Source organism: Paenibacillus sp. J22R160 (assembly GCF_059692135.1).
Genome location: NZ_JCAUAU010000004.1, coordinates 159817 through 184360 on the forward strand (window position 1 = coordinate 159817; position 24544 = coordinate 184360).

27 protein-coding genes are annotated in these 24544 nt (G+C 46.7%); 6 read left to right on the forward strand and 21 right to left on the reverse strand.

The genetic code is table 11. The features are described from left to right. Positions 1 to 177: 177 nt before the first annotated feature. Genes cysT through AC58UW_RS11440 form a run of 4 tightly spaced genes read left to right on the forward strand, consistent with a single transcriptional unit; the run spans position 178 to position 4027 of the window. Positions 178 to 984: a sulfate ABC transporter permease subunit CysT gene (gene cysT / locus AC58UW_RS11425; RefSeq protein WP_497420791.1), complete on the forward strand. Its 807-nt coding sequence runs from the start codon at positions 178 to 180 to the stop codon at positions 982 to 984. Continuing rightward, a complete protein-coding gene (locus tag AC58UW_RS11430; protein WP_497420792.1) occupies positions 981 to 1787 on the forward strand; it encodes a sulfate ABC transporter permease subunit in 807 nt (268 codons plus the stop codon). The genes cysT and AC58UW_RS11430 overlap by 4 nt, the downstream gene beginning before the upstream one ends. A gap of 13 nt (positions 1788 to 1800) precedes the next feature. After that, positions 1801 to 2886: an ABC transporter ATP-binding protein gene (locus tag AC58UW_RS11435; RefSeq protein ID WP_497420793.1), complete on the forward strand. Its 1086-nt coding sequence runs from the start codon at positions 1801 to 1803 to the stop codon at positions 2884 to 2886. Between the two features lie 34 nt (positions 2887 to 2920). Next, positions 2921 to 4027, forward strand: a complete 1107-nt coding sequence (locus AC58UW_RS11440; RefSeq protein WP_497420794.1) for a sulfate ABC transporter substrate-binding protein — start codon at positions 2921 to 2923, stop codon at positions 4025 to 4027. A 69-nt stretch (positions 4028 to 4096) separates the two neighbouring features. Here AC58UW_RS11440 and AC58UW_RS11445 read toward each other — a convergent pair whose 3' ends face one another. The 12 genes from AC58UW_RS11445 to AC58UW_RS11500 form a co-directional block, all read right to left on the reverse strand. Further along, complete coding sequence (locus tag AC58UW_RS11445) at positions 4097 to 4891, reverse strand: TIGR00266 family protein (protein ID WP_497367095.1); 795 nt, start codon at positions 4889 to 4891, stop codon at positions 4097 to 4099. A gap of 76 nt (positions 4892 to 4967) precedes the next feature. After that, positions 4968 to 5243 (reverse strand): hypothetical protein, encoded by a 276-nt coding sequence (locus AC58UW_RS11450; RefSeq protein WP_497420795.1) that lies wholly within the window; start codon positions 5241 to 5243, stop codon positions 4968 to 4970. 352 nt (positions 5244 to 5595) lie between these two features. Continuing rightward, positions 5596 to 6078: an acyl-CoA thioesterase gene (locus tag AC58UW_RS11455; RefSeq protein ID WP_161411917.1), complete on the reverse strand. Its 483-nt coding sequence runs from the start codon at positions 6076 to 6078 to the stop codon at positions 5596 to 5598. A gap of 46 nt (positions 6079 to 6124) precedes the next feature. Further along, the gene (purT, locus tag AC58UW_RS11460; protein WP_497420796.1) at positions 6125 to 7303 is read right to left on the reverse strand and encodes a formate-dependent phosphoribosylglycinamide formyltransferase; all 1179 of its coding nucleotides are present in this window, start codon (positions 7301 to 7303) and stop codon (positions 6125 to 6127) included. Between the two features lie 155 nt (positions 7304 to 7458). Beyond that, the gene (locus AC58UW_RS11465; RefSeq protein ID WP_497420797.1) at positions 7459 to 9354 is read right to left on the reverse strand and encodes a nitric oxide reductase activation protein NorD; all 1896 of its coding nucleotides are present in this window, start codon (positions 9352 to 9354) and stop codon (positions 7459 to 7461) included. Positions 9355 to 9379: 25 nt separating this feature from the next. Further along, positions 9380 to 10261, reverse strand: coding sequence for an ATP-binding protein (locus AC58UW_RS11470; protein ID WP_497420798.1), 882 nt, complete (start codon positions 10259 to 10261; stop codon positions 9380 to 9382). A 73-nt stretch (positions 10262 to 10334) separates the two neighbouring features. Then, entirely contained in the window at positions 10335 to 10547 is a 213-nt protein-coding gene (locus tag AC58UW_RS11475) for a hypothetical protein (RefSeq protein WP_497420799.1), read from the reverse strand. Positions 10548 to 10700: 153 nt separating this feature from the next. Continuing rightward, positions 10701 to 11408, reverse strand: a complete 708-nt coding sequence (locus AC58UW_RS11480) for a hypothetical protein (protein WP_497420800.1) — start codon at positions 11406 to 11408, stop codon at positions 10701 to 10703. A 21-nt stretch (positions 11409 to 11429) separates the two neighbouring features. Further along, the gene (locus AC58UW_RS11485; protein WP_497420801.1) at positions 11430 to 11585 is read right to left on the reverse strand and encodes a hypothetical protein; all 156 of its coding nucleotides are present in this window, start codon (positions 11583 to 11585) and stop codon (positions 11430 to 11432) included. Between the two features lie 364 nt (positions 11586 to 11949). Next, positions 11950 to 12435, reverse strand: a complete 486-nt coding sequence (locus AC58UW_RS11490) for a hypothetical protein (protein ID WP_497420802.1) — start codon at positions 12433 to 12435, stop codon at positions 11950 to 11952. A 62-nt stretch (positions 12436 to 12497) separates the two neighbouring features. Continuing rightward, entirely contained in the window at positions 12498 to 13133 is a 636-nt protein-coding gene (locus tag AC58UW_RS11495; RefSeq protein WP_497420803.1) for a trimeric intracellular cation channel family protein, read from the reverse strand. A 16-nt stretch (positions 13134 to 13149) separates the two neighbouring features. Then, complete coding sequence (locus tag AC58UW_RS11500; RefSeq protein WP_497420804.1) at positions 13150 to 14226, reverse strand: Gfo/Idh/MocA family protein; 1077 nt, start codon at positions 14224 to 14226, stop codon at positions 13150 to 13152. A gap of 291 nt (positions 14227 to 14517) precedes the next feature. Here AC58UW_RS11500 and AC58UW_RS11505 point away from each other — a divergent pair, with 291 nt between their 5' ends. Beyond that, entirely contained in the window at positions 14518 to 14739 is a 222-nt protein-coding gene (locus AC58UW_RS11505; protein WP_127451768.1) for a hypothetical protein, read from the forward strand. On the opposite strand, the gene kapB is transcribed toward AC58UW_RS11505, so the two are convergent. The 3 genes from kapB to AC58UW_RS11520 are packed head-to-tail and all read right to left on the reverse strand — an operon-like array spanning position 14736 to position 15982. Continuing rightward, complete coding sequence (gene kapB / locus AC58UW_RS11510) at positions 14736 to 15125, reverse strand: kinase-associated lipoprotein KapB (protein ID WP_497420805.1); 390 nt, start codon at positions 15123 to 15125, stop codon at positions 14736 to 14738. The two genes, AC58UW_RS11505 and kapB, sit on opposite strands and share 4 nt — an antisense overlap. 19 nt (positions 15126 to 15144) lie before the next feature. Beyond that, entirely contained in the window at positions 15145 to 15462 is a 318-nt protein-coding gene (locus tag AC58UW_RS11515; RefSeq protein WP_497420806.1) for a thioredoxin family protein, read from the reverse strand. A gap of 1 nt (position 15463) precedes the next feature. Then, on the reverse strand, positions 15464 to 15982 hold the full coding sequence (locus AC58UW_RS11520; RefSeq protein WP_497420807.1) for a hypothetical protein: 519 nt from the start codon (positions 15980 to 15982) through the stop codon (positions 15464 to 15466). Positions 15983 to 16055: 73 nt separating this feature from the next. Between AC58UW_RS11520 and AC58UW_RS11525 the strand changes: the two genes are divergently transcribed. Beyond that, positions 16056 to 16268 (forward strand): hypothetical protein, encoded by a 213-nt coding sequence (locus tag AC58UW_RS11525; RefSeq protein ID WP_497367107.1) that lies wholly within the window; start codon positions 16056 to 16058, stop codon positions 16266 to 16268. A gap of 57 nt (positions 16269 to 16325) precedes the next feature. Here the strand turns inward: AC58UW_RS11525 and AC58UW_RS11530 are convergent, their stop codons facing one another. The 6 genes from AC58UW_RS11530 to AC58UW_RS11555 all read right to left on the reverse strand — a co-directional run bounded on the left by AC58UW_RS11530 (position 16326) and on the right by AC58UW_RS11555 (position 24542). Continuing rightward, positions 16326 to 17939 (reverse strand): ABC-F family ATP-binding cassette domain-containing protein, encoded by a 1614-nt coding sequence (locus tag AC58UW_RS11530; RefSeq protein WP_497420808.1) that lies wholly within the window; start codon positions 17937 to 17939, stop codon positions 16326 to 16328. Between the two features lie 37 nt (positions 17940 to 17976). Further along, positions 17977 to 19935, reverse strand: a complete 1959-nt coding sequence (locus AC58UW_RS11535; RefSeq protein WP_497420809.1) for an ABC-F family ATP-binding cassette domain-containing protein — start codon at positions 19933 to 19935, stop codon at positions 17977 to 17979. Next, positions 19932 to 20954 (reverse strand): M42 family metallopeptidase, encoded by a 1023-nt coding sequence (locus AC58UW_RS11540; protein ID WP_497421187.1) that lies wholly within the window; start codon positions 20952 to 20954, stop codon positions 19932 to 19934. The genes AC58UW_RS11535 and AC58UW_RS11540 overlap by 4 nt, the downstream gene beginning before the upstream one ends. 181 nt (positions 20955 to 21135) lie before the next feature. Beyond that, positions 21136 to 21426, reverse strand: coding sequence for a Dabb family protein (locus AC58UW_RS11545; protein WP_497420810.1), 291 nt, complete (start codon positions 21424 to 21426; stop codon positions 21136 to 21138). 21 nt (positions 21427 to 21447) lie between these two features. Then, positions 21448 to 23010, reverse strand: a complete 1563-nt coding sequence (locus AC58UW_RS11550; protein ID WP_497420811.1) for an ABC-F family ATP-binding cassette domain-containing protein — start codon at positions 23008 to 23010, stop codon at positions 21448 to 21450. Between the two features lie 95 nt (positions 23011 to 23105). Beyond that, positions 23106 to 24542 (reverse strand): DUF6382 domain-containing protein, encoded by a 1437-nt coding sequence (locus AC58UW_RS11555; RefSeq protein WP_497420812.1) that lies wholly within the window; start codon positions 24540 to 24542, stop codon positions 23106 to 23108. Between the last annotated feature and the right edge of the window lie 2 nt (positions 24543 to 24544).

The window sequence follows — 24544 nt, forward strand, 5'->3', positions numbered from 1 at the left end:
TATTCTTTCATCTAATGTAAAAATCAGAGTCTTGTACCTTTATGACATTCATAAATTTTTTTGAATAATTCCATAAATATCGGAAATAGGCATATTGACAAATTAGACCACACGCTGTTATAGTCAATTTAATATTCCGAGTAAAGCACTATGATTAATATTAATGGGTGGTGTAACGTGATTAACAAGGTATTTAAAGCTACAGTTCGATCTGTGCTTATAGGCTATCTGATTGTGCTTCTGCTTATCCCGATTGGCTCCATCTATTTCAAAGGTTTTTCCTTAGGTTGGGAGCCCTTTTGGCAAGAAGTAACAGGACCACTAGCCTGGAAGTCCATTCTACTTACAGTCAAACTCAGTATTGTATCAACAATTATTCAAGCCATTGTAGGCACCATCATCGCTTATGTTCTTGTAAGATATACATTCCGAGGCAAGAGCATTTTGAACAGTATGGTCGACCTTCCCTTCTCCCTGCCAACCTCAGTGGCAGGACTCATGTTCCTAACCTTACTTGGACCGTCTAGTCCGCTAGGCGCCTGGCTCGATCACGCTGGCATTAAGCTGCTCTACAATCAGACAGCAATTGTGATCGGCTTAGTATTCGTGACATTCCCATTCGTGATTCGAACCGTTCAACCTCTGCTTGAACAAATCGATCCCGCTGAAGAACAAGCCAGCTTTACACTGGGAGCTAGCAGATTCTATACCTTCTGCCGAATTGTTTTTCCAGCTATTGTTCCGGGTATTCTTGCCGGCAGCATGCTTGCCTTTTCTCGATCACTAGCCGAGTTTGGCGCCATCTCCCTTATCTCCGGTAATTTGCCAGGTAAAACGATGGTTGCTTCGGTCTATATATACGGTGAAACGCAGAACTATAACCCCGAAGGCGCAGCCGCTATTTCTCTTGTGCTCCTTACATTGTCACTCCTGATTCTATGGATCATCAATGTATTGACACGCGGAAAGGGGCGCCTGGCATGAGAAAAATTTTAATTAGCATATCGTTTCTCGTCATATTTCTATTGATTATGCTGCCGTTCCTTGGCATTACCTTTGGCGCTTTTGAAGAAGGTCCACAAGCCTTTATCGATGCACTTGTAAGACCCGAAGCACTGCATGCTTTGAAGATCTCATTTATTATCGTCCTTATCGTTACTTTACTTAATACAATCGTCGGTGTTTACATTTCACTAGAAATCGTAAGAGGTTCCTGGATCTCTCGCTGGCTGAAACCAGTGATCAATGCTCTGATTGATTTACCTTTTGCGGTATCGCCAGTCATCGTCGGTTTAATGGTCATCTTGATCTTCGGACCCAATACGGCGCTTGGCGCATTCTTGGAAGATCATAACATGAAAATTGTGTACGCCATTCCCGGTATGATTCTTGCTACGATGTTCATTACTTTCCCTCTTATGGTTCGTGAAGTCGTTCCCTTACTCGAAGAGATCGGCACACAATCCGAAGAAGCTTCGGCTACGCTTGGCGCTGGTCCATGGCGGACCTTCTTTCAAATCACATGGCCGGGCATCCGTTGGGGCGTTGTGTACGGACTCATTTTAACCATCGCAAGATCGCTTGGTGAATTCGGCTCTATCTTAGTTGTCTCAGGCAATATCATCAACCAAACGCAGACGGCTACTACACTCGTGTATCAAGATGCTGAGCAGTTCCAGCTCGTTGCAGCGAACAGTGTCGCATTTGTGCTCGGACTCATCTCCATTACTATTTTATTAACACTCGAGTGGTTGAAAAGAAGAAGCGAAAAATTAAGCAGTCATTAAGGAGGAACCCTGTATGCATATCGAAGTTAAAAATCTAAATAAAAATTTCGGAGCTTTTCATGCCATCAAAGATGTTAATTTCAGCATTACGAAAGGGCATCTCGTTGGTTTAATCGGTCCCAGCGGCGGCGGTAAAACGTCCATTCTGCGCATGTTGTCTGGCCTTGAAAGTCCGTCGACTGGGGACATTTATTTCGATGGGAAGCTTGCTACACATCTCCCTGTTCAAGAAAGAGGAATAGGCTTCGTTTTTCAAAGCTATGCCCTCTTTAAACATATGACCGTTTTTGACAATGTCGCTTACGGCCTCAAGGTTCTCAAGAAGCCGAAGGAAGTCATCCATGACCGAGTCACCTATCTGCTGAACCTAATGGGACTTGCCGGCAATGAGCGCAAATACCCGCACCAGCTTTCGGGGGGACAGCGCCAACGGGTTGCTTTCGCTAGAGCATTGGCTCCTGAGCCACAATTGTTGCTGCTGGATGAACCTTTTGCTGCGATCGACGCCAAAATCCGTAAAGAACTTCGCCTTTGGCTGCGCAACCTGATCGATGAATTTAAAGTCACGACCCTCTTCGTCACCCATGACCAAGATGAAGCCATCGAAGTTGCTGATGAAATCATTCTCGTGCAAGGCGGGAAAATCGAACAGCAAGGCAGTCCTTGGGAAATTTATACGAAGCCGGCATCCTCATTCGTGGCATCTTTCATTGGCGAGTCCAATGTGATCTCACAATATACGCCGCTGGTTGGGTTCCCCTACTTAAAAGAGATTCAGCAGGACGGCAATTGGCTGCCGGATGTGAACGTGCTGATTCGACCGGAATCCATTGAGGTTCGCCCGCATGACGTAAGCCATCTGGCGACAGCTGGAGAGAAAGGAAAAGTGACGCATGTCCATTTCCGCGGGGACTCCTGGTATTTAGAAATCGATACAGGCGCAATAAAACTATTCGCTTATCAATCCGTAAAAGAAAAAATTTATCAGCCAGGTGATGAAGTGAATATTTTGATCCATCAAATTTCCGTCTTCACCAAAACCGAGAACATCGTCATTGAAAATCAGGCTAAACAAGATCCGCTGCCTGTTTTTATATAAAAATAAGCTTAGAAATGAAGGGGAGTTGTAAACCATGAAAAAATTTAAATCACTAGGCCTTATCACTGCTGCATTATTCACTGCAAGTATCACACTTACGGCTTGCGGAACAGGTACAAAATCGGCGAGCACACCTGCACCTTCTGCGGCTGCAACAGCTGCAGCTACAACAGCGGCAAGTTCGGCTCCTAAAGCTGAAAAAGTAACCATCACGATAGGCGCATATTCCATTCTTAAAGACTCTTTTGATGTCATTTTGCCTAAGTTTAAAGAAGAGTGGAAAAAGAAAACCGGCCAAACCGTAGAATTCCAAGAATCCTATGTGGCATCCGGTTCACAAGCTACCGCGATTATCCAAGGCTTTGAAGCAGATATCGCCCCTCTTTCCCTAGAAGGAGATATCCAAAAAATCGTCGAAAAAGGCTTGATCACACACGATTGGAAAAATAATCCTTATAAAGGCAACATTACATCATCCATCGCGGCAATCGGTGTTCGTGAAGGCAATCCCAAAGGCATTAAAGACTGGACTGACTTAACAAAACCAGGCGTGGAAGTATTGATCCCGAACCCAAGCACTTCCGGTGGAGCCAAATGGGACATTAATGCGATTTATGGCGCTGGGCTGAAAACTTCTGAAGCTGCCGGCAAAAAAGATCCTGCCTTCGCCAAAGATTATTTGGCTAAAGTCTACAAAAACATCAAAGTACTTGATAAAAGCGGTGCCGATTCCCTGGCTACCTTCGATAAAGGCGTAGGCGATGCCATCGTCACTTATGAAAATGAACTTATTTCCCGGATTCAATCCGGCAAAAAATATGTGGAAGTTATCCCGCAATACACAACTACCATCGAAAACCCAGTTGCACTCATTGATAAAAACGTAGATAAACATGGAAATCGTGAAGCTGTTCAAGCATTCCTTGAATACCTATGGAGCCCTGATGCTCAAAAAGTATTCGCAGACAAAGGCTTCCGCTCCGTACTGCCGGAAGTTGCTAAGCAATACGAGAAAAACTACACAACACCTGCCGGCGTATTCAACATCGAATATCTTGGCGGTTGGGATAAAGTCAACAAAGAACTGTATGGCAAAGGCGCAATCTGGGAGACAATCCTCGCAGAAGGCGGATCCAAATAAGACAGCCCAAAAAAGCCCGGAGCGAATGTGAAATTCGCTGCCGGGCTTTCTTCATGCTGACGTATGAACCTATCTTCCGTCCCCATCGAGTAAATTACCTAAACCGCCTAAGATGCTTCCCTCTTCTTTCCTGCCGCCTGCTCTTGATGCCGATGCCATACGATCTGCCAGCCTGCTGAACGGCAAGGATTGAATCCACACACGACCTGGACCGCGAAGCGTTGCGAAGAATAAGCCTTCACCGCCAAATAATGCTGTTTTCACACCTTTTACCATCTCGATGTCATAATCCACATCTTGCGTCATGGCCACCAAGCAGCCCGTATCTACACGAATGACTTCACCTGGACGAAGCACACGCTCGCATATCGATCCACCAGCATGTACGAAGGCAAGGCCATCGCCTTCAATTTTCTGCATAATAAAGCCTTCTCCACCGAAGAAACCTGCACCTAATTTACGCTGAAACGCAATGCCAACGGAAACACCTTTCGCTGCGCAGAGGAAAGAATCTTTTTGACAAATCAGTCGTCCTCCAAGCATCGACAAGTCCATCGGGATAATTTTACCGGGATAAGGCGCTGCAAAATTCACTTGCTCCTTACCGCTGCCGCTTTGGTTCGTGAATACCGTCATAAACAAGCTCTCGCCAGTTAACAAACGTTTGCCCGCTCCTAGAAGCTTACCCATGAACCCTTTGTTATCACTGCTGCCGTCTCCAAAAACCGTCTCCATCTGGATGTTCTGATCCATCATCATCATGCTCCCAGCTTCCGCTACGACGCTTTCACCCGGATCCAGCTCAATTTCGACATACTGCATTTCATTGCCTAAAATACGATAATCAATTTCATGTGCATTCATTGTGAGATTACCTCCGAATAGTTTAAGTTGAAAATAAAACCGATTTATTTCAATACGATGTTCGTGGTGGTAGGTTTCAAGGGTTTCTTATTTTCTTCGTAATATAGCTTCCGGACAAATATGTAACGACACCGATAACCATAATGCTCACAATTTCAATTATGACTTCAGCATGATCAGCTTTAATTCCGAACGCAACTTTATTGCTTCCAAAGTTACTTGCAGAATACGAGTCACGGATGTCCGGCACGTATTTCAAAGTGGTATAGAAGCCCAGAAACACTTGAGAGGCATAGTACACAACAACTAAAGTAATTGCGAAGATCAAAGATTGAATTATCCTTCTTCTCATGAAGAGCTCCTTTCTGCTTTGAATATGCTTATATTTTCCATAATAATCCTTTTCTCGTGATTTCTCCACTTTACTACCCGCTAGGATGCTGAACGGGAACTATGGTCCGCTATTTTCTATAAAAACAAGTTCTTAGCCGTTGAGCGGGAACCATGATCCGCTATCTGACCAGTTTTAGTTAAGAACAAACATTTTATCATGAAATAACGCCCTGTAGTTCCTCTGCGGCACTTATTTCACGCAATATCATCAAAATAGAGGCTCATAGTTCCGCTAAACCAAAGGAAGAAGAGCTGCATAGGGTCTCGAGCATGAAAAAAGCAGACCCCACATGGGATCTGCTCGATGTTGACTACAAATGTAAATTTCGCTCCTCTTTCCGAAGCTTGCGTGCGGCATATCGCATCTCAGCCGTTTCGAAAAGTCGTTTCTCCTCTTCCGTCTCGGGGATAATGCCCGGAACCGCAACAGGCTGGCCATATTCATCTAAGGCGACGAAAGTTAAATAGGAATTGGCTGTGCGTTTCTTCTCGCCGGTCAACAGGTTTTCCGATTCGATTTTCACGAATACTTCCATTGAACTTCGGTGCGTCCAAGTGACGAACGCCTCCAGTTGAATAGCTTCACCAAGCTTAACAGGCGCATAAAAGTCCAAGCTGTCGCTAGAAGCGGTGACAACCCCCCTGCGCGAATGACGCATGGAAGCGATCGTTGCAACTTTGTCGATGTACTGCATCACACGTCCGCCAAACACGGTATTGTGATAATTCGTGTCAGCAGGCAAAATAATTTCGGTCAACACGGTTCGGGAGAGTCTTGCTGGTTTAGCTTCCATGTCGTTTCCTCCTGATGATGACGATAGGCTGTGCGTAAATTACTTCTTATTCGTAGTTTAACTGAAGCTTGCCTGCGGCTTGTTTCGCCAAACTGCGTGCTTCCTCGGTAGTTTCCCCGGTGCTGAGCGCAACCGCCATACGGCGGCCGACTTTCGTCTCCGGCTTGCCAAAGACGCGAACTTGCGTATCCGGAACGGACAACGCTTCTTCTAGACCGCTGATTGTATATTCCACTTGCTCGCGTTCTGCTTTGAGCGTGTAGCTTGCACCCGGTGTTAAAAGTCGAATGCCCGTGATCGGCAGCCCAAGAATTGCTCTTGCATGCAGAGCAAATTCGCTCAAATCCTGCGTCGCCATGGTAACCATGCCCGTATCATGCGGACGAGGCGAAACTTCACTGAAGTACACGCCATCTTTGGTCAAAAACAGCTCAACACCATAGATGCCATAGCCGCCAAGCGCGTCTGTAATCGTTTTGGCCATATGCTGCGCATCAAGAATTTGCTGCTCTGTCATTGCGTGCGGCTGCCAGGATTCGATGTAGTCCCCGTCTTTTTGGATGTGGCCGATTGGCTCACAATAGGTCGTTCCGGAAACAGAACGAACAGTCAACAGCGTTATTTCAGACTCGAAATGAATAAATTCTTCAACAATGACGCGAGCGTTTTTGGCACGTCCGCCCTCCATTGCGATGTTCCACGATTGTTCCACATTCTCAGGCGTCCGGCACACACTTTGGCCTTTGCCGGAGGAGCTCATGATCGGCTTAATAACACACGGCGTACCAATTTCCGCAACAGCAGCATGCAGCTCTTCCAGGCTGTTAGCAAAAGCATACTTGGCCGTTCTCAGCTCCAATGTTTCGGATGCAAGTCGGCGAATGCCTTCCCGGTCCATCGTCAAACGAGAGGCTGTTGCTGTTGGAATGACACGGTAGCCCTCTTGCTCAAGTTCTACAAGAATCGGAGTCGCAATAGCTTCAATTTCAGGTACGATAAGATCCGGCCGCTCTTGCTCGATCAACGCTCTAAGCTGCTCCCCATCTAACATATTGATTACATGGCTGCGATGCGCAACTTGCATAGCTGGAGCATGCGCATAACGATCCACAGCAATGGTCTCGATCCCTAGGCGCTGTGCTTCGATGACGACTTCCTTCCCGAGCTCTCCTGATCCCAGCAACATGATTTTCTTCGCTTTGTTTGATAATGGTGCACCGTACATGAAATGATTTCCCCCTTAATGTTTTCCAAACGGAAGTAAACTTATAACCAACAAATGGATATGTATGTAAATAAACATAACAAAAATGGCATAAACAGGGTAATTCGCCAGTTCTCCTGCACAAATACCCTGATCTATTGTAAAGGATTTCGACATTAAAAGATAGATTTCAGCAAAAGTTTGCGTAAAATCGGTACGAGCTGTTCGGTTAATTCCTCCACTCGCGGCACAACGATGCTGCTTCGCCCATACATGTTGCGCATCGAAGCCCGTTCTGTTTCATGCACGGTACCGCCGCTCGCCAAAAAGATGGAGATAACCTCGATGTCCAGCCTGCGCGCTCTCATTACAGCTTCGTAGGTATCAAGAATGCCTACGTCGTTGTAATTCGCTGCGGACGGTTCTCCATCCGAGAAGACCAAGAGGATGCGCTGCCGCTCAGCACGCCGCAGCAAGCGCTCTGTCATGCAGCGAATCGCGAAGCCGTCGCGGTTATCCTGCTGCGGCTCCAGCTGCATCAGAGCCGCACCGCTGCCAGGAGCAAGCGAAGAGCCGAAGTCCACAGCAACCTGGAACAGATTAGGCGCTTCGTGCTCGGTGACGCGGTCCGCGTCCTCCCAGAATCCCACAATTTCATGGGGGATTCGCAAAGACTGGAGGGTCTCGTGAAACAGCACGAGACCCAACTTGGTTTCGTCCATTTTGTCATACATGGACGCAGAGCAGTCGACGAGCAGCGCGAACGCCGCGTCGAGCTGCGGAACCGGCGCGCGCTTCTTATAGAAGAGGCGCGGCATCTCTTGCGTGAAGGCTCGCGTCAGCCGCTTATCGAGCCGCCCAAACAGGCGATCGCCGCGCGGGGCGATCCGCTTCTGCTCCAGCGTGCGCCGTATCGCACGCTGCAAGGGCTTCGCGAGCGGCGCTGCGCGCTCGCTCAGGCGCCTGAAGGCGGCCTCCTGCGCAGCAGTTGGCCGCCCAGGCGCCAGCCAAGTCGCCGTCGCGAACGCGGCGACATCGCCCTCCCCGTGCCCCGCGGCAGCGGGCACGGCAGCCTGCCCGCGCCGCTCGCCGGAGGCGGCGCCGGTGCGCTGGGCGCGCAGCGAGCGCCCCTGGACGATGGCGAGCGCCTGATCGGCAGCGTCGCCCTCGCGGGGCGCAGAGCCAAGCGCGGCTGTGCGTGAGCCGCGCTCCAGCTCGAACCGCAGCAACCCCGGGCTGCGGTCGCTGCTTTCGCGGTGCCAGGTCGGCAGGCGCTCCTGGTCCGGCAATTGACGCTCCCCCTCCTGCTCGGGGAGCACATCTTCATTGGCGAGCCGCTTAGCGCGCTTCAGCTCGCCTTTATATCCCCCGGGCAGCGGCTCTGCCACGCCGCCCCCCGGCTGCATCCAGAAATATGCGGTGCTCGCATCTCTGTCCAGCCAATAGGCCAACGCTTCCACCATTTCCTCGCAGCTAGAGGCTACCTGCGCCGTATGTTCAGCTTCCTCGATACCCTCTAGAATCGGATATAATGGCGTTAGCCGCGCCGTCAAACCAACACCTTCAGCTGCGCTCCACTCCGCTCCGGTAAACCAGCCGTAGATCAGTAAAATTACGGCATCAGCAAGTTCACCCTTGCTCAGATGGGTACGCAGCTTATGCCCGAAATAAGCCCCATAAATGCGGTGTCGTTGCGCAAATACTCGCGCAGTCCCAGGTCTGCGGGCACGACAAATGCGTTCCAGCCGCATATCTTCACACAAGGCAAACAATGAGTTCGCCAGCTTGGGAAGTGAGGATTGCTGACTTGCTTTGAGGTAGGACTTCACCGCTTCTGCGCTGGTAAACCATGCTGTTCCAATGCCGCGGAGATAGACATCGCTTTTCATCCCTGAAGCTTTATCCTGTGGGGGATAATCCCACCAGAACTGGCTAACGGTCATAAGCGCCGTGCTTTCTTCATAATCAGCGTGAAACGCGGCTTCGACTTCAACTTCCTTCCGTTTCGTAAACATGCGAGCCAAATCCACCAACTGCATTTGCAGCATTGCGTCGATGTTATCTTCAAGCATACTGATTTTCCCTACAAACATTGGCTTAGAATAACGTTTCCGCCGCGTTGATCACGGCTGCACGTTCCCTTTCGTCCTCCAATTTATCGGCAATCGCTCGCGCCACGGCTCGCATCGGAGGAATATAAGCTGTGAGATCACAGGCATCGAGCAACGCTCGAATTGAGCCTGCTTCATCAGGCAGCTGCCCCATTTCGATTAGGGTTAACAGATCAGCCGACAGCTGCACATAAGTTCTCAACTGCTTGTCGTCACGCAAAACAGACTTGCTTTTCAACAGCTTGTACAAAGCTTCCCCTTGCAAATAAGGAATATCAACCGTCACAAACCTATTTTTCAATGCTTCGTTCAAAGGGACTGTTCCCATATACCCTTCATTAATCGCAGCTACGACTCTGAAATCAGGATGAGCGGTGATGACATCGCCGGTAAATGGATTCGTAATCGATCTCCGATAATCCAGCACACCATTGATGAGGGACAACGTCTCTGGTTTCGCCATATTAATTTCGTCTATGTATAAAAAATGTCCCTTCGTCATCGCTTTCATGATCGGTCCAGGGATAAAGACAATCTGTGAACGCCCCTGCTCATCATGGGATAAAGTTTTGAACCCGAGTAAAGCTTCGGCATCCAAATCGGTTGAGCAATTCACGGCATGCATCGGTTGATTAAAAATCGCCGAAACATGCTCAGCGAGCTTCGTTTTCCCCGAACCTGTCGGGCCTTTGAGCAGCAGATTTTTACCCAAAAAAAGCGCAATAATGCTATCGATCAAAATGTCTTCCCGAGGTGCCTCAAAAGCAGCTGTCCCGATTAATTTCGCATCCTCAGTGGTAGCATTCGTCTGTGCTCTCTTTTGTTCCAGTTGCTCGCGGATCTCTTGCGGTATGGCTTCTGTTAACATATCCTCTGATGTTCCTCTCCTGATTCCTTTGTTCTCTTACTATTTATCAGGAAAGCTAGCATTGTCAAGCCTTTCAAGGCAGCCATGGTACTTCGATAACCGAATGAGCGTAGAAAGCCATCGCTTCTCCACATTTGGGGCAGTCTGGCTTGGAAGACGACTCGTTGTACAACTGAGCCAATGCATAGGAGGTTTCGCCATTTATTGCTTGAATGACATCATCGGGATGTACGTAATCACATTGGCGTGAGCTGCAATAGGCTCTAACTTTAAATTTATTGCTCATTTTTGTGCTCTGACGCGTCATGTCTATAGATCACACCTTTACGTTGAAACATGGCCATACTCCTTTTTTCTAACGGGATAATCCGAATCCTATGACAAAACCCCCAGCAGGAGGCTGAGGGAGATATGTGAACCTTGTGCACTTAATCTTCTCTTAAGGCAGCACGTTTCTTTGACCTGTGGAATAGCTTGGGAAAGCATACTGGATCATCGTGTTAAATTCGTTGAGATACGTATCCATGTGTTTATTGTTTTGCTGTTGACCATCGTAATACATCATCCGATTCACGAAATGCGGGTTCGTAGAAATGAAAATATTCGCTTCCGGGTAAATCCGAGTCAGTAAATTCCTTATGGCGTTCGCGCTTTCTGCCGGCAAAGGCTTGGTGGAGAGCCAATCCATCTGAGCTCCTACTCCCGAACCGAATAAACCTGCCCCATTTTCAGGGTCGTTTGTTTTACTAAGTATTTTCATGCTGTCGTTACCGGCACCCATGGCTTGCATCCCGCCCATATCTACAGCCACATAAATGTTATTATCCGTAATCGCAACAGCCGTGTTCCCAAGATGCGCTGCTTGGATGACGCCATCTGCTAAATCCCGGTTCATCGTCAGATGTGTATTCGTGTGTGCCTTAACGTTATCAATCGTAGACGGTTGCATCGATGGCAGCGGTGAGTGATTAACACTTTTAGCACCTAGTGTAGGATTCTCATTGTTCCTGAGACTAGTATCCCATGAACCCGCATTCGGGTTAGAAGAACTTGCTCCTGCATGGTTGTTCGGGCTTGCGGCTGTACATCCAGCGGCTGTGCTTACTAGCACAATCGAGAGTGTAATTTGAATCAACATTTTTTTCATAAAAAGCTCCCCCTTTTCTCTTTACTTCTTGTTGCCTTCCTGCGTTTCTGGTGTGTAAGCAATCAAGGAGACTTCGTAACCCAATTGTTCCCTCATCCGGGCTTCAAGCCTGCGGAGATCTTCCAGCAGATCCTGGTGCGCGCCTAGATTAGCGAATTGATAATCATCTATACTCATAAATTTGTCCTCCTTCCTGTTAAATAACGATTAGCTTTAATATGGTCATTTATCCCCATTTTTACTAATAGCTTCAACAAAATCATCGCATCGAACTTACGCTATCCTTCAAACACTTAAACATGAGAACTACAGGGCGCTATTTTAATAAATTCAGCTTATTACATAGCTCATGGGAACTACGGTCCCTTATTTGAATGAAATTCATCCGTTTTTGGGAAAAAGTGAGAAATAGCGTACTGTAGATCCCACTCATATTGGAAATCGCTTAATTTAGGCGAAATAGCGTACCAAAGTTCCCATAGACCCGGGCATACAAAAAAAGCCCACCGCCAATTCATTGGCAAGCAGGCTTTTCAACTTCCTAGTCTTCTTTCTTACGCGTTTTATCCAATTCTTCAAGCAATTTACGAACCGCATCCGGATCGGCTGAGCCGCTTTCTTTAAACGCTCTCAGTTTATTTAACAAATCTGCTGCGATAGCTTCATCCTCAGACTGCTCCGCTTCATGAGCGGGATCGAACCAGATGTAGAAGCCTTCAGGCCCGTTGCGTAAAAAGGCTTTACGCCAAAACTCCGGATACGCATAGCCCTGCTCCCCAAAAATCATTCCGAGCACATCATCACTGTCAATTGGCAGCAAATAATGAAATGACTCCGGCTCTCCGGTATTCGTAAAATCACGGTGCATGTAAGCATAATGAAGGTAATGCTCGCCTGTCTCTGTATCTTTGGAAACTTCGTACAGATCCAATTCCGTTTGAAGCAATTCTTTGACAGGAATAATCCGTGAGGCAATCGTTTCAGCGGAAATCTTTTGATGATGAATGAAAGATGCGTCTAGTTCCATTAAAACTCACCTCTTTCCTTACCTCGACTATTTGACAATTTGTCTAGTTACCTAACATTAGGCTATGAGTCTGATCTACGAATTGATTCCACCATCGCATTGCGCAAAGAACGTTTAGGCAGCTTCCATTTATAAAACACGGATAACATTCTCAAAATGACGATAAGTGCAAAAAGCACGGATATCTGCCAAGCTCCTTGCGACCAGCCCAAACCAACCAATGCCCCAGCCAGCATACCCCATACGGCATAAATTTCGTCCTTCAACACAAGTGGCTTACGACCAGCCAGTACATCTCGGACCATTCCGCCGCCAATCCCTGTTAAAACAGCAGCCACAATTACAGCACTTAGCGGATGCCCCATATTCGTTGCATAGAACGCGCCTTGAATAGAAAAGGCTGCCAAGCCGATAGCATCAAAGAAAGCTTCCCACGTCTTCCATACCCGAATGTATTTGACCGGCATCAAGAAGACCAAGGTCATTGCAAATAACGCGATTTGAAAATAAAGCCCTTGCTCCCACAGCAAGACAACGGGTTTGCCAATCAGTAAATTTCGAATAACACCTCCGCCGAATGCTGTTACGAGTCCAAGAACATAGACCCCTAGAATATCATAATCCTCTTCCATCGCAACAATCGCTCCACTCACTGCGAAGGCAATCGTACCGATGATACTAAACAACTCCCAATTCACTTGCTGCAGCCCCTGTCTACTCGATGTCCCAATTCAATTTAACTTCATTGCCGGTTTGTGAGGATTGGTAAATCGCATCTAGAATTAAATTATTCGTATACCCCGTCATGACTGAGGTTATTGGTTGTTGACCGCTTTCGATGCAGGATAGGAAGTGTCTCATCATGCGCACACGAGGTCCTTCGTCGAGCTCTGGCACAGTCAAATCCACATCAGCTTCGCGGTCAAACATTTCCGCGAGAAGCTTCCCTTTTGTTCCGCGAATCGAAGCGCCTCCTTCGGAACCAAGCAGCTGAACATAAGGCTGGCTATCTGTCTCGATTAGTGCGGCCCAGCTTACATCGAGCGATAGGGTTGCACCGTTATCGAGCTTAATTAGCGCTGTAGCCAAATCTTCTACATCATATTGCCCATCCCAGTTCGGTGTCCCCCAGGAGCCGATCCCTTTCTTGCGTGGACCAAATTCCGCATAAGTTGCCCCATAAACCGAAACCGGTTTCGGATTCCCCATCAAATAGAGCGATAAATCTAACATATGCACACCTAGATCAATTAACGGTCCGCCGCCGGATTTTCCCATCTGCGTAAACCAGGTTCCCCAACCGGGAATTCCCTTACGTCTCATCCAGCCTGCTTTAGCATGATAAATATGGCCTAGCGCTCCTTTTTCAACCTGTTGTTTGACAGCTTGTGAAAGGACCTCCCAGCGCAGTTGGTGTGGAATCATCAACACTTTGCCTGCCTTGCGCTCTGCTTCTACAATTTGTCTAGCCGATTCGAGATTTAGCGCCATAGGCTTTTCCAGCATGACATGTTTACCTGCTTCTAAGGCTTGGATGGCGATAGGTGCATGCCATTCATTGGATACAGCAATAACAACCGCATCAATACTTGGGTCAGCGAGCAGCTTGTCCGAACTCTCATATACCCGCTCAATGTTATATTGCTTGGCTCTAGCCTCTGCAAGCGGTAAGTACACATCTGTGACCGCGGCAATTTCTGCCTCAGGCACTTTTTTCAACACTTCCATATGTACATTTCCGATGTTTCCGGAACCGATTATACCGATACGGATTGGTTTTCCTGCTGTCATTTAAATCCCCCCAAAACATGTTTGATTTCAATCTTTCTTATTATAATTGTGCTTATCTTTCCCCGCAACCGCCAATCTATCGCTCAGATCAGTCTTTTGCAGACGGGTACCCCGATTAATTTCAAAAGATTATTGGAGGAACTAGCCCTCTCTCGCTATTCTTTACATATAATAAGATACTAAAACTTTTTTAATAGTTTGTCTCAAACATACCTAACATTTGAAATGTATCCTAAATAGGTAGACCAACTGGTCCATTTTCCAGATGGAAGACGTGAAGGAGGGCTTAACATGCAAGCAGTTACCATTAAATTCAAAAACAAATCCATTCCCGTGCTTAATTTCACACATCGCAGTTCACATATGGAATTGTTGTCCAGTAAGCTGAAGGAGTTTGAACTCCACTTTGAGTTTCGCCGGAAATTAAAAATGATCTCGCTGATCGAGATCATTGGTGATGTCGCTATTTTTAAGTATAACGACGGCACAAAATTGTATTTAGAAGTTTCTTAAGTCGACTTTGGGAAATATTCCTTCTGCAGCTGACTAAGCTCCTGAAGAGAGCGCCTAGCCCATGCTTCCATTTCCGACAGCTTAGAGATTTGAGCCATAAGCGCTCTCTCCAGTGATACTTGATAGTCAGGAATAGCACCTGCGTATGAACGTATCGTTGAAATCGGCATTAAAGCAATTTCCTGAAACGACAATGCCCGTCTTTGATGAAAAAAAGCTACGTTTGGATCCATCGGATTATGCAAATCCCCTTGTGTTGGATGTTCTTTTACAGCCAAAATGCGGACTGCCGCTTTCATTGTGCTTGACATCTCCACCACTTCACCATAATAAACCCCAGTCTTATACTCAGCAATGACGTGATCCCCAATTTGAAAGCTGCTCATTCTTATCATCTCCTATTAGTTACTTGCTGCTCAGTGGCAGCAATTTGCGATATAGCTCATCCACCGATTGCATGCGGTAAACCAATTGTTTGTCATGCCCTTGTTCAAATATAGCGATACATGGCACGCTGGTCACTTGCCATTCACGGCTAATTTGCGGTAGAAAATTAATGTTGCTCTTATAAAGCGGCAAAGAAGGCTGCATTGTCAGGATGATCTCTAACATACGTTCTGTCACTTTGCATGTCCCACAGAATGGCGTGTATAGAAATACAGCAAAGGACTCCTCCAGCCTGCTAACGATCTCTAACAATTCTTGTTGAGACAGCTCCTTCATGCTAACCTCCTCGTTCATCTAACCAAGTCAAACTGTCAGCCGCATAACCGATAAGATGCGGGAAATCATCCAAATGGCTCTCATCGATCTTTCTGCCGAATGAAAGCGTAATCTGATTATGATAAATTATCGGAAAAATGCCGTATTTGTAAGAAAGAAGTTGTGTGATTTGCGGACGATGCTCCCAAATAAGACCTAACTGCTCTTCGATATGCTTGCATTCAATATCCGGGTTCTTAACTTTCGTGAATAGCTTAATTGTCAGTGTACAGCCTGGCTTTGCTGTAGGATTTTCTAAAATTTCAGCAGCCAAATCGCTTAAATGAACATGTAAATTTATTTCAGCTTTGCTTGGCTTATCGATCTTTCTTGCAAATTCAATTGCATACGTTCGGGACATCGAGGATAGATCCACTAAATCTTCCCGGCGTGTAATAATAATTTTGCCATCCAAATCCAAATCGTAGACGGCTCCTTCTAGAACTACTTTAATGTTGTCATAGATCGTTGGGTCAAACATCGTTCACACCTTCTTTCATCTTTTGTTTGATTCGATTATACTAGTAACATATCACGGTAAAGAAGGTGTTTCTATGTCAGACAAGCCACAAGATCAGCTGGACGAACAACAAGGTCCTAAGAAAGTAAGCCTAGCGGATGCGATCAAACAAAAGTTAGCTCAGAAGAAAGCGGATCAAGCCGCAGCACGTGCAAACCCTAAACAAGCGGGCAACGCCAACCAAAGTGCCAAAAGTCAAATGACGAAAAAAGTAAATAATCAACGCCGTCGTACTGGCGGAAGCTAGAGCTATGTAGGCAAAAGCGCCCTGAGAGTTATACATCAGGGCGCTTTTCATTTGGTCTTACGCGTATTGAGCTTCGCGCAATTTTTTCACATCTTCGCTTTCCAGGTATTCATCATACGTAAGCATTTTGTCGATGAATCCTTTTGGCGTAATTTCCATAACGCGATTGGCAATCGTTTGAATGAACTGATGGTCATGGGAAACGAACAACATCGTACCGTCGAAATCAACAAGGCCGTTATTGAGCGCTGTGATGGATTCCAGATCCAAGTGGTTGGTAGGCTCATCAAGAATGAGAACATTGGCACCGCTTAGCATCATTTTGGAGAACATGCAGCGTACTTTTTCTCCCCCGGAGAGAACGTTAGCTTTCTTCAAAGCTTCTTCACCTGAGAACAACATACGTCCTAAGAAACCACGCAGGAATGATTCATCCGGATCTTTGGAATACTGGCGAAGCCAATCAACCAAGTTTAAATCGGAATTGAAATAATCTTGGCTGTCTTTTGGGAAATACGCTTGCGAAGTCGTAACTCCCCATGTATACGTGCCCGAGTCTGCTTCCATCTCACCCATGAGGATTTTGAAAAGCGTCGTTTTGGCAATACCGTCTGGCCCGACGAACGCGACCTTATCCCCTTTGTTAAGCGTGAACGTTATATTATCCAGTACTTTGACGCCATCAATCGTTTTGGAGATACTCTCAACAGCTAGCAGCTGTTTGCCAGCTTCACGTTCGCCTTTGAAGTGAATGAACGGATACTTACGGCTGGAAGGACGAATATCTTCAAGAGTAAGCTTCTCCAGTTGTTTTTTACGGGAAGTAGCTTGCTTGGATTTGGAGGCGTTCGCACTGAATCGAGCGATAAAGGCTTCCAGTTCTTTACGTTTTTCTTCTGTTTTCTTGTTCGCATCTCTTGCAAGTCTGAGGGCCAATTGACTGGATTCATACCACCAATCATAGTTACCCACGTACATTTGAATTTTACCGAAATCAATATCCGCAATGTGTGTACACACTTGGTTCAGGAAGTGACGATCATGGGATACAACGATAACGGTGCCTTCAAAACGAGAAAGGAAGTTTTCCAGCCAGCGAATCGACTCTAAGTTCAAATGGTTGGTAGGCTCATCGAGCAGCAAAATGTTCGGATTGCCGAACAACGCTTGCGCCAAGAGAACACGAACTTTCTCGTTGCCGTCGAGGTCTTTCATCTTCGTATCATGCAAGGAAGTTGGAATGCCTAGACCAATCAATAGCTCTGCCGCATCGGACTCCGCCTGCCAGCCATCTAGATCCTGGAACTCGCCTTCGAGCTCAGCAGCTCTCATGCCATCTTCTTCAGAGAAATCTGCTTTTGCGTACAACGCATCCTTCTCTTCCATGATTTTGAACAAACGAGCATGACCCATTACAACGGTTTTCAAAACTTCAATTTCGTCAAACTCGTAATGGTTTTGTTTCAGGACTGCCATTCTTTCACCAGGCGTGATAGATACTTCGCCTGTGTTCGGCTCAATTTCACCGGAAAGAATTTTTAGAAATGTGGATTTTCCTGCACCGTTCGCGCCAATTAGTCCGTAACAGTTACCTGGAGTAAACTTAATATTAGCGTCTTCGAAAAGCGCTCTTTTGCCGTAACGAAGTGTCACGTTATTAACATTAATCATGTGGAATACATACCTGCCTTTATTGTAGTTTCTTCTATCATAACTTATTTCGCTCTATTTCTTCTACCAACTCGGATAAATAAGTCCATCTTTCCATTGCTGCTTCCAAATCGGCTGTTGTTTGCTGCTCCTGCTCATACAAATCACGAACGCGGTCAAAGTCACTGCCAGCCACTTCGATCTGCTGTTTCAAGCTTGCCGCCTTGTCTTCCAAAGCGGCAATCGTACCCTCGATTTCATCCCATTCCTTCTGCTCTTTGAACGTTAGCTTCTTAGGACGGTTTGTATTCGCTGAGCCGCTTGAGGCTGCGGAACTATTGGCTGCTGCTTTGCCAGTGCTGGCATTGCTGCTTGCTTGTCGCACCAATTCTTTGCGTGCCTGCTCTGCCTCTTCTTGCTCTTGCTTCTCCTCCAAATAATCGGAGTAGTTGCCAATGTAAGGCTCGATTCCTCCTTGGCCGTCAAAAGCAAACAGATGCGTAACCGTGCGATCCAAAAAGTATCGGTCATGGGAGACGGTAATAACGGCCCCTGGGAAACTATCCAGATAATCTTCCAGTATGGTCAACGTTTGAATGTCCAAATCGTTCGTCGGCTCGTCGAGGAGCAGTACATTCGGTTCTCCCATGAGCGTACGCAGCAAGTAGAGTCTTCGGCGCTCTCCGCCTGACAGCTTCCCGATAGGTGACCACTGCAGTGTGGGAGAGAACATGAAGCGCTCGAGCATTTGCGAAGCAGGAATCGTCTCGCCATCTGACGTCCGTATCAGTTCAGCCGCTTCCTTGATGTAGTCGATGACGCGCATCTTCTCATCCATCTCGACCGTTTCTTGCGTGTAATACGCGAGTTTCACGGTTTGGCCGGTCTCGATCGTCCCGCTGTCGGGCTGGATGCGCCCGGCAAGCATGTTCAGCAGCGTCGATTTGCCGCTGCCGTTAGGGCCAATGATGCCGAGGCGATCCTTCGGCATCACGATGTAGTTGAAGCCGCTGAGCAGCGTCTTCCCGCCTGGGAAAGCTTTGGTGACGGCTTCCAGCTCCATCACCTTCTTGCCAAGGCGGCTTCCAGCCAGCGCCATGTCTAGCTTATCTCCGGGACCGTCCACCTTGTGGTCCCGCAGCTCCTCGGCGCGCTGCACGCGCGCCTTCTGCTTCGTCGTGCGCGCCTTCGCGCCGCGACGGAGCCAAGCCAACTCGCGGCGCATGAGGTTCTGCCGCTTATCTTCACTGGCGGCTTCGGACTCCATCCGCTCCGCCTTTTTCTCGAGGAACGCCTCGTAGTTGCCCTCGTAACTGTAGATCTTGCCCCGGTCCAGTTCCAGGATGCGGTTCGTGACCCGCTCCAGGAAGTACCGGTCATGGGTAACGAGCAGCAGCGCGCCGCGCCACTTGCCGAGGAATTCTTCGAGCCAGATAGCGGTCTCGTTATCAATATGGTTCGTCGGCTCATCCAGGATGAGCAGATCAGCGGGTTGGATTAGAACGCGCGCCATGGCGACGCGTTTGCGCTGCCCGCCGGACAGCAGGCCGACGGGCTTGTCGAACTCGCTGATGCCTAGCTTCATCAGCACGGTTTTGGCCAAGGTGCTGGCTTCCCAGGCACCTTGTTCATCCATGCGCGACTGGGCTGTGAACAGCCGCGCTTGCTTCTTCTCGCTGGAGGGATCAAGCTCCAGCTCAGCAAGGGCCAGCTCATAGTCGCGCAGCGTCTTCATGAGCGGCGTGTCGCCGTGGAATACTTGCTCAAGCACCGTGGAGTTCGGATCGAACTCCGGGTTCTGCGGCAAGAATTCCACTCGGAAATGGTTCGCGTGCACGAGCTTGCCGCGATCCGCTGTTTCCAGTCCCGCTAGCAGCTTCAGCAGCGTGGACTTGCCTGTGCCGTTCACGCCGATGAGACCGATGCGCTGCTTCTCGTTCACCGTGAAGTTGATGTCATCGAACAAAACTTTGTCGCCAAAGGTTTTGGTAATATTGACTGCACTCAAAATATTCATGCTTCCACAGGCTCCATGACGTAAGCTGCAAGAAGTGCTGCTGTGTTAACTACAGCATCCATATGCGTCCGCTCCATGCTGTGTGACGCATGCACACCAGGACCTACCAACGCGGCGCGAATGTCGCGTCCGCCTTTGAGCGCGGCCGAGGCGTCAGAGCCATACCTTGGATAAATATCAACCGCATAGCCGATTTCCAGCTTCTCGGCAAGCTCAATCATTTTAGAAGTCATATGATAATCATAAGGACCAGACGAATCCTTAGCGCAAATGGAGACATCACACTCGCTGCCGCTCAAATCATCGCCAAGAGCACCCATATCAACAGCAATAAAGTCTGTAATATCTTCTGGAATAAAAGCGGACCCGTGTCCAACTTCTTCATAATTGGAGAAAAACAATTTAATTGTAAAGAGCGGTTTTAAGCCCTCTTCTTTGATTAACCTTAGCAGACCAAATAACGAAGCTACACTCGCTTTATCATCCAAATGACGGGACTTCACGAAGCCATTTCCCTTCACTTGAACACGTGGATCGAAGGAAATGTAATCCCCAACCCGGATACCAAGATCCTGAACCTCTTTTTTGGACTTTACAAGCTCATCGATGCGCACTTCCATGTTGGCTTCATCGCGTTTGAACTCTCTAGCATCTTCATACACGTGTACAGATGGCCTCGAAGTGAGAATCGTCCCATCATATACGCGTTCGTCGCGTGTATGAATTTGAACATATTCATTCTCAATTGCGCCCATCATGAATCCGCCCAATGAAGTGATCTTAAGCGTTCCGTTCTCTTTAATAGAACGAACCATCGCACCAAGAGTATCCACGTGCGCAGAAATACCAATAACCCGGTCATTACGGACACCTGGAACCGTCACAATGCCGCAGCCCTTATTCGTATATGTAAGCTCATAACCAAGCTTATTCACTTCTTGTTCTACCTTTTTCATAATGTGGTGCGTATAACCTGTCGGACTTGGTGTACGCAGCAGCATCTCGAGTACTTCCGTCATATAAGCTTTATTTAGTTTGGATTTCACTCGGGATTCCTCCCTTTTCTATAAAATTATTAGATTCCTATAAACACACAAAAAACAGTGCAGCCTAGGAATTTTAGCTGCGCTAGCGGCATAAACCGCAATGCTAACCCCTTCTAAGGATACTACACTGTTCCCTTATGTTTTTCAAACCCAATTAGCTTACAAAATCAACGCAAATGGAAGTCCCATCAAGTACTGTCTTCATATGAGCCTTCACGCCTTCATGAATAGGGTGAGTGTCATATGTTTTTAAATCTTCTAAAGAATCGAATTTTGTAATTAAAGCAATATCATACGAACGCTCCAAATGAAGAATATCTGTCCCTACTTCAATATGGCGCAATACTGGAATTTTCCCTTCCATATTCGTAAGAACTGCTTTCGTTATTTCCACGGCTTCAGGACTGCGATCTTTGAGCTTAAAAAACACAACATGAGTTAACATTGGATATTTCCTCCTAATTGGTTAATTCGTTACTTTTGCTTTGGCAGACCATTCTTCCACGTCCCAGACTCTAGTTACCCAACCTTCATAAAATTCCGGTTCATGGCAAACCAGCAAAACCGTTCCTTTGTAAGCGATCAAAGCTCTTTGAAGTTCTTCTTTGGCAACAACGTCCAAATGATTTGTCGGCTCATCGAACAACAACCAGTTGCTTTCTCTCATCAGCAGCTTGCAAAGCCTCACTTTGGCTTGCTCTCCCCCGCTGAGCATGCTCATGGCACGCGTGATGTGCTCATTTTTCAAACCACATCTTGCTAGAGCGCCCCTGACTTCATTCTGATTCATGGAAGAAAACTCATTCCAAACATCGTCAATCGGTGTCATATTTGGCGCTTTTACCTCTTGCTCAAAGTAAGCTGGGCTTAAGTAATCGCCTTGATACGTTTTGCCGCTGAATGGCTCGATTTTCCCTAAAATGGTTTTGAGCAGTGTAGATTTCCCCACACCGTTGCAGCCAACAATCGCAATTTTCTCGCCGCGTTCAATCGTCACATTCATTTTCGGTAAAAGCGGACGGTCGTATCCAATTTCCAAATTTTCTGCCTCAAATACGATTCTACCACTTGTCCGAGATTCCTTAAATATGAACGTGGGTTTCATCGCACTTTCTGGCTTTTCGATTCGATCCACTTTCTCTAGCTGTTTCTGACGGCTTTTGGCGCGCGTAGAAGTAGAAGCCCTGGCTTTATTGCGAGCAATAAAGTCTTCCTGTTTCTTAATGTACTCTTGTTGCTTCTCATAAGCATCGATATGCTGCGATTTGTTCATTTCCGCCATATCCAGGAATTTCTCATAGTTCGCCGTATAACGAGTCAGCTTCGTAAATTCCAAATGATAGATCACGTTAACGACCTCATTCATGAATTCCGTATCATGTGAGATCAGCATAAATGCAAACGGATAATCCTTGAGGTACATTTTTAACCACTCAATGTGTTCAACGTCCAAATAGTTCGTAGGCTCATCCAAAAGCAGCACGGTTGGCTTCTCCAAGAGCAGCTTGGCCAAAAGAACTTTGGTCCGCTGTCCACCGCTTAGCGACGTCACATCACGGTCTAACCCAATTGCATTAAGGCCAAGTCCGTTTGCCATTTCATCAATTTTGACGTCCAGCAAGTAGAAGTCGCCGATTTCCAAACGTTCCTGAATCTCGCCCATCTGCTCAAGAAGAACTTCCAGCTCTTCCGGCGAAGCATCCGCCATTTTTTCGGTAATGGCCATCATCGCTTTCTCTTCTTCAAAAAGAGGTAGGAAGGCATCGCGTAAAATATCGCGAATCGTCCTGCCTGCCGCTAGTACCGAATGCTGATCCAAATACCCGTACTTAATTCTTGGCGTCCATTCTACTTTCCCTGTATCTTTCAATAGTTTCCCGGTCAATATATTCATCAATGTGGATTTCCCCACACCATTTGCTCCAACTATGCCAACGCGCTCGCCTGCCAGTAGTCGGAAGGAAACATTTTTAAATAATGTTCGATCCCCAAAACTGTGGCTCAAATCCTCTATCGTCAAAAGACTCATGTTAAAAATCTAAACTCCTGTCTGTTAAAAAATCGCACATACTCGTGACTTCTTATTATACCACTGCTAGAGCTAGACAGGAAATAGTTAAATTTTCAATATCGAAATATCATGGGTTGGCACACAATCTGAATCTCGTCGCCATCTTTTAATAAGTAAGATTGATAGGTAACAAGTGTTTCTCCATTGAGAGACGTTCCGTTTGTGGAGCCTGTATCCTTCAGAGCGTAGCCCTGATCACATTTTGTTATTTCAGCATGTATTCTAGAAACACCTGCTTCTTCCAATACGTAATCTGCTTTTAAATTCGTATCTCCTCGGCCAATCGTGAAATGTTCGCTAAGGATCGGCACTGATTTAGGCATACCCTGAATTTGAATTTCGAGCCTAGGGCCTTCTGTTTTGATCTTAAGATTCCCAAGAAAAACAGTCGCATTCCTAGCGTTATTTTGAATTAATGTTGTATGCATATGTAAATTTTGATAATGACTTTGTATGTCCGGAGGTTCAACATTGGTTACCGTAGACGTCTCTCTCTTACTCTCAATATGCTTCTCTGGTTTATCGGAAAAGAACGACACCTGCTTTTCTCTAACACTTTTGTACCGCGGCAGCCCAAGAAATTTGAATACAAACCATACGTCTGCTAATAAAATAGTTATTCCTGCTGACAGGTGCAGCGATGGAGTTGAAGGAGAAGATACATAATGCTGCCAGAGAAACGCCGCTACGAGTATGACACCAATAAGGACAATTATTTGCGATCTCTGTGTGATTGGGGTAAAAGCGGCCGTTTGACCATTGTTTAAATCCTGTTTCATATCCAATATTTTCGAATGGATTGGTAACGGTAACTCGTCTGCAGGGCCGGTTGTGTTGAGCGGCTTGTTCATCGTATTATGCTTCCAAATCGGTTTTGGCAGCCCCTCTAGAACGGGAGGTTGCTGATCCATAAGCTTCAACAGGTTTATTTTGAAATCTTGAAGAAGTTGCGTACTCGACAATGCGTCTGTGTCTATCCAAGCATCTAGATCTTGCCTTGTTTCGTCCTTCAACTTCGAACTGATCTGCCTCATTAAATCCAGAATAGAATTGTGTATGGTCCCTCCCTCTATACTTTGCTCCATTGGCACATACGTCAAACATACATCAGACCAGTCGCTGCCGATAAAGATGAAATTATCTTTCAGAACAAATCCCATCTCATGCAGCATGTAATTTTTACTTTCATCGATAACGCACACAATTGCATACATGAGCTTAGCGAAATGGCACTTGGAAAGCTCCTCAACCTTAAGCACCTGAGCCAGCATTCTCTTAGCTGATAAACGATAAAACAAGCTTACTCGATTATCTACCTCTTGGATTTCGAGCGGCAGCATGTTGGGAATTGTGTTGGCATCAAGCATCTTAATTTGCAAAGTTGAGAGGGCATCAGCTGCCAAACCCTCCCCATTGTCTTTAAAGAGCCTCATATAATGACCATGCTGATATACAAATTCATAGCGCAGTCCGAATACTTCCTCTGTCACGG

Coding starts and splice junctions, on each gene's coding strand:
- AC58UW_RS11440 (WP_497420794.1), top strand. CDS start 2,921: ATGAAAAAATTTAAATCACTAGGCCTTATCACTGCTGCATTATTCACT.
- AC58UW_RS11505 (WP_127451768.1), top strand. CDS start 14,518: ATGCAAGCAGTTACCATTAAATTCAAAAACAAATCCATTCCCGTGCTT.
- AC58UW_RS11455 (WP_161411917.1), bottom strand. CDS start 6,078: ATGGAAGCTAAACCAGCAAGACTCTCCCGAACCGTGTTGACCGAAATT.
- AC58UW_RS11435 (WP_497420793.1), top strand. CDS start 1,801: ATGCATATCGAAGTTAAAAATCTAAATAAAAATTTCGGAGCTTTTCAT.
- AC58UW_RS11480 (WP_497420800.1), bottom strand. CDS start 11,408: ATGAAAAAAATGTTGATTCAAATTACACTCTCGATTGTGCTAGTAAGC.
- AC58UW_RS11445 (WP_497367095.1), bottom strand. CDS start 4,891: ATGAATGCACATGAAATTGATTATCGTATTTTAGGCAATGAAATGCAG.
- kapB (WP_497420805.1), bottom strand. CDS start 15,125: ATGAGCAGCTTTCAAATTGGGGATCACGTCATTGCTGAGTATAAGACT.
- AC58UW_RS11540 (WP_497421187.1), bottom strand. CDS start 20,954: ATGACGGAAGTACTCGAGATGCTGCTGCGTACACCAAGTCCGACAGGT.
- AC58UW_RS11545 (WP_497420810.1), bottom strand. CDS start 21,426: ATGTTAACTCATGTTGTGTTTTTTAAGCTCAAAGATCGCAGTCCTGAA.
- AC58UW_RS11530 (WP_497420808.1), bottom strand. CDS start 17,939: ATGATTAATGTTAATAACGTGACACTTCGTTACGGCAAAAGAGCGCTT.
- AC58UW_RS11520 (WP_497420807.1), bottom strand. CDS start 15,982: ATGTTTGACCCAACGATCTATGACAACATTAAAGTAGTTCTAGAAGGA.
- AC58UW_RS11515 (WP_497420806.1), bottom strand. CDS start 15,462: ATGAAGGAGCTGTCTCAACAAGAATTGTTAGAGATCGTTAGCAGGCTG.
- AC58UW_RS11500 (WP_497420804.1), bottom strand. CDS start 14,226: ATGACAGCAGGAAAACCAATCCGTATCGGTATAATCGGTTCCGGAAAC.
- AC58UW_RS11535 (WP_497420809.1), bottom strand. CDS start 19,935: ATGAATATTTTGAGTGCAGTCAATATTACCAAAACCTTTGGCGACAAA.
- AC58UW_RS11550 (WP_497420811.1), bottom strand. CDS start 23,010: ATGAGTCTTTTGACGATAGAGGATTTGAGCCACAGTTTTGGGGATCGA.
- AC58UW_RS11470 (WP_497420798.1), bottom strand. CDS start 10,261: ATGTTAACAGAAGCCATACCGCAAGAGATCCGCGAGCAACTGGAACAA.
- AC58UW_RS11485 (WP_497420801.1), bottom strand. CDS start 11,585: ATGAGTATAGATGATTATCAATTCGCTAATCTAGGCGCGCACCAGGAT.
- AC58UW_RS11430 (WP_497420792.1), top strand. CDS start 981: ATGAGAAAAATTTTAATTAGCATATCGTTTCTCGTCATATTTCTATTG.
- AC58UW_RS11475 (WP_497420799.1), bottom strand. CDS start 10,547: ATGAGCAATAAATTTAAAGTTAGAGCCTATTGCAGCTCACGCCAATGT.
- AC58UW_RS11525 (WP_497367107.1), top strand. CDS start 16,056: ATGTCAGACAAGCCACAAGATCAGCTGGACGAACAACAAGGTCCTAAG.
- AC58UW_RS11450 (WP_497420795.1), bottom strand. CDS start 5,243: ATGAGAAGAAGGATAATTCAATCTTTGATCTTCGCAATTACTTTAGTT.
- AC58UW_RS11490 (WP_497420802.1), bottom strand. CDS start 12,435: ATGGAACTAGACGCATCTTTCATTCATCATCAAAAGATTTCCGCTGAA.
- purT (WP_497420796.1), bottom strand. CDS start 7,303: ATGTACGGTGCACCATTATCAAACAAAGCGAAGAAAATCATGTTGCTG.
- AC58UW_RS11465 (WP_497420797.1), bottom strand. CDS start 9,354: ATGCTTGAAGATAACATCGACGCAATGCTGCAAATGCAGTTGGTGGAT.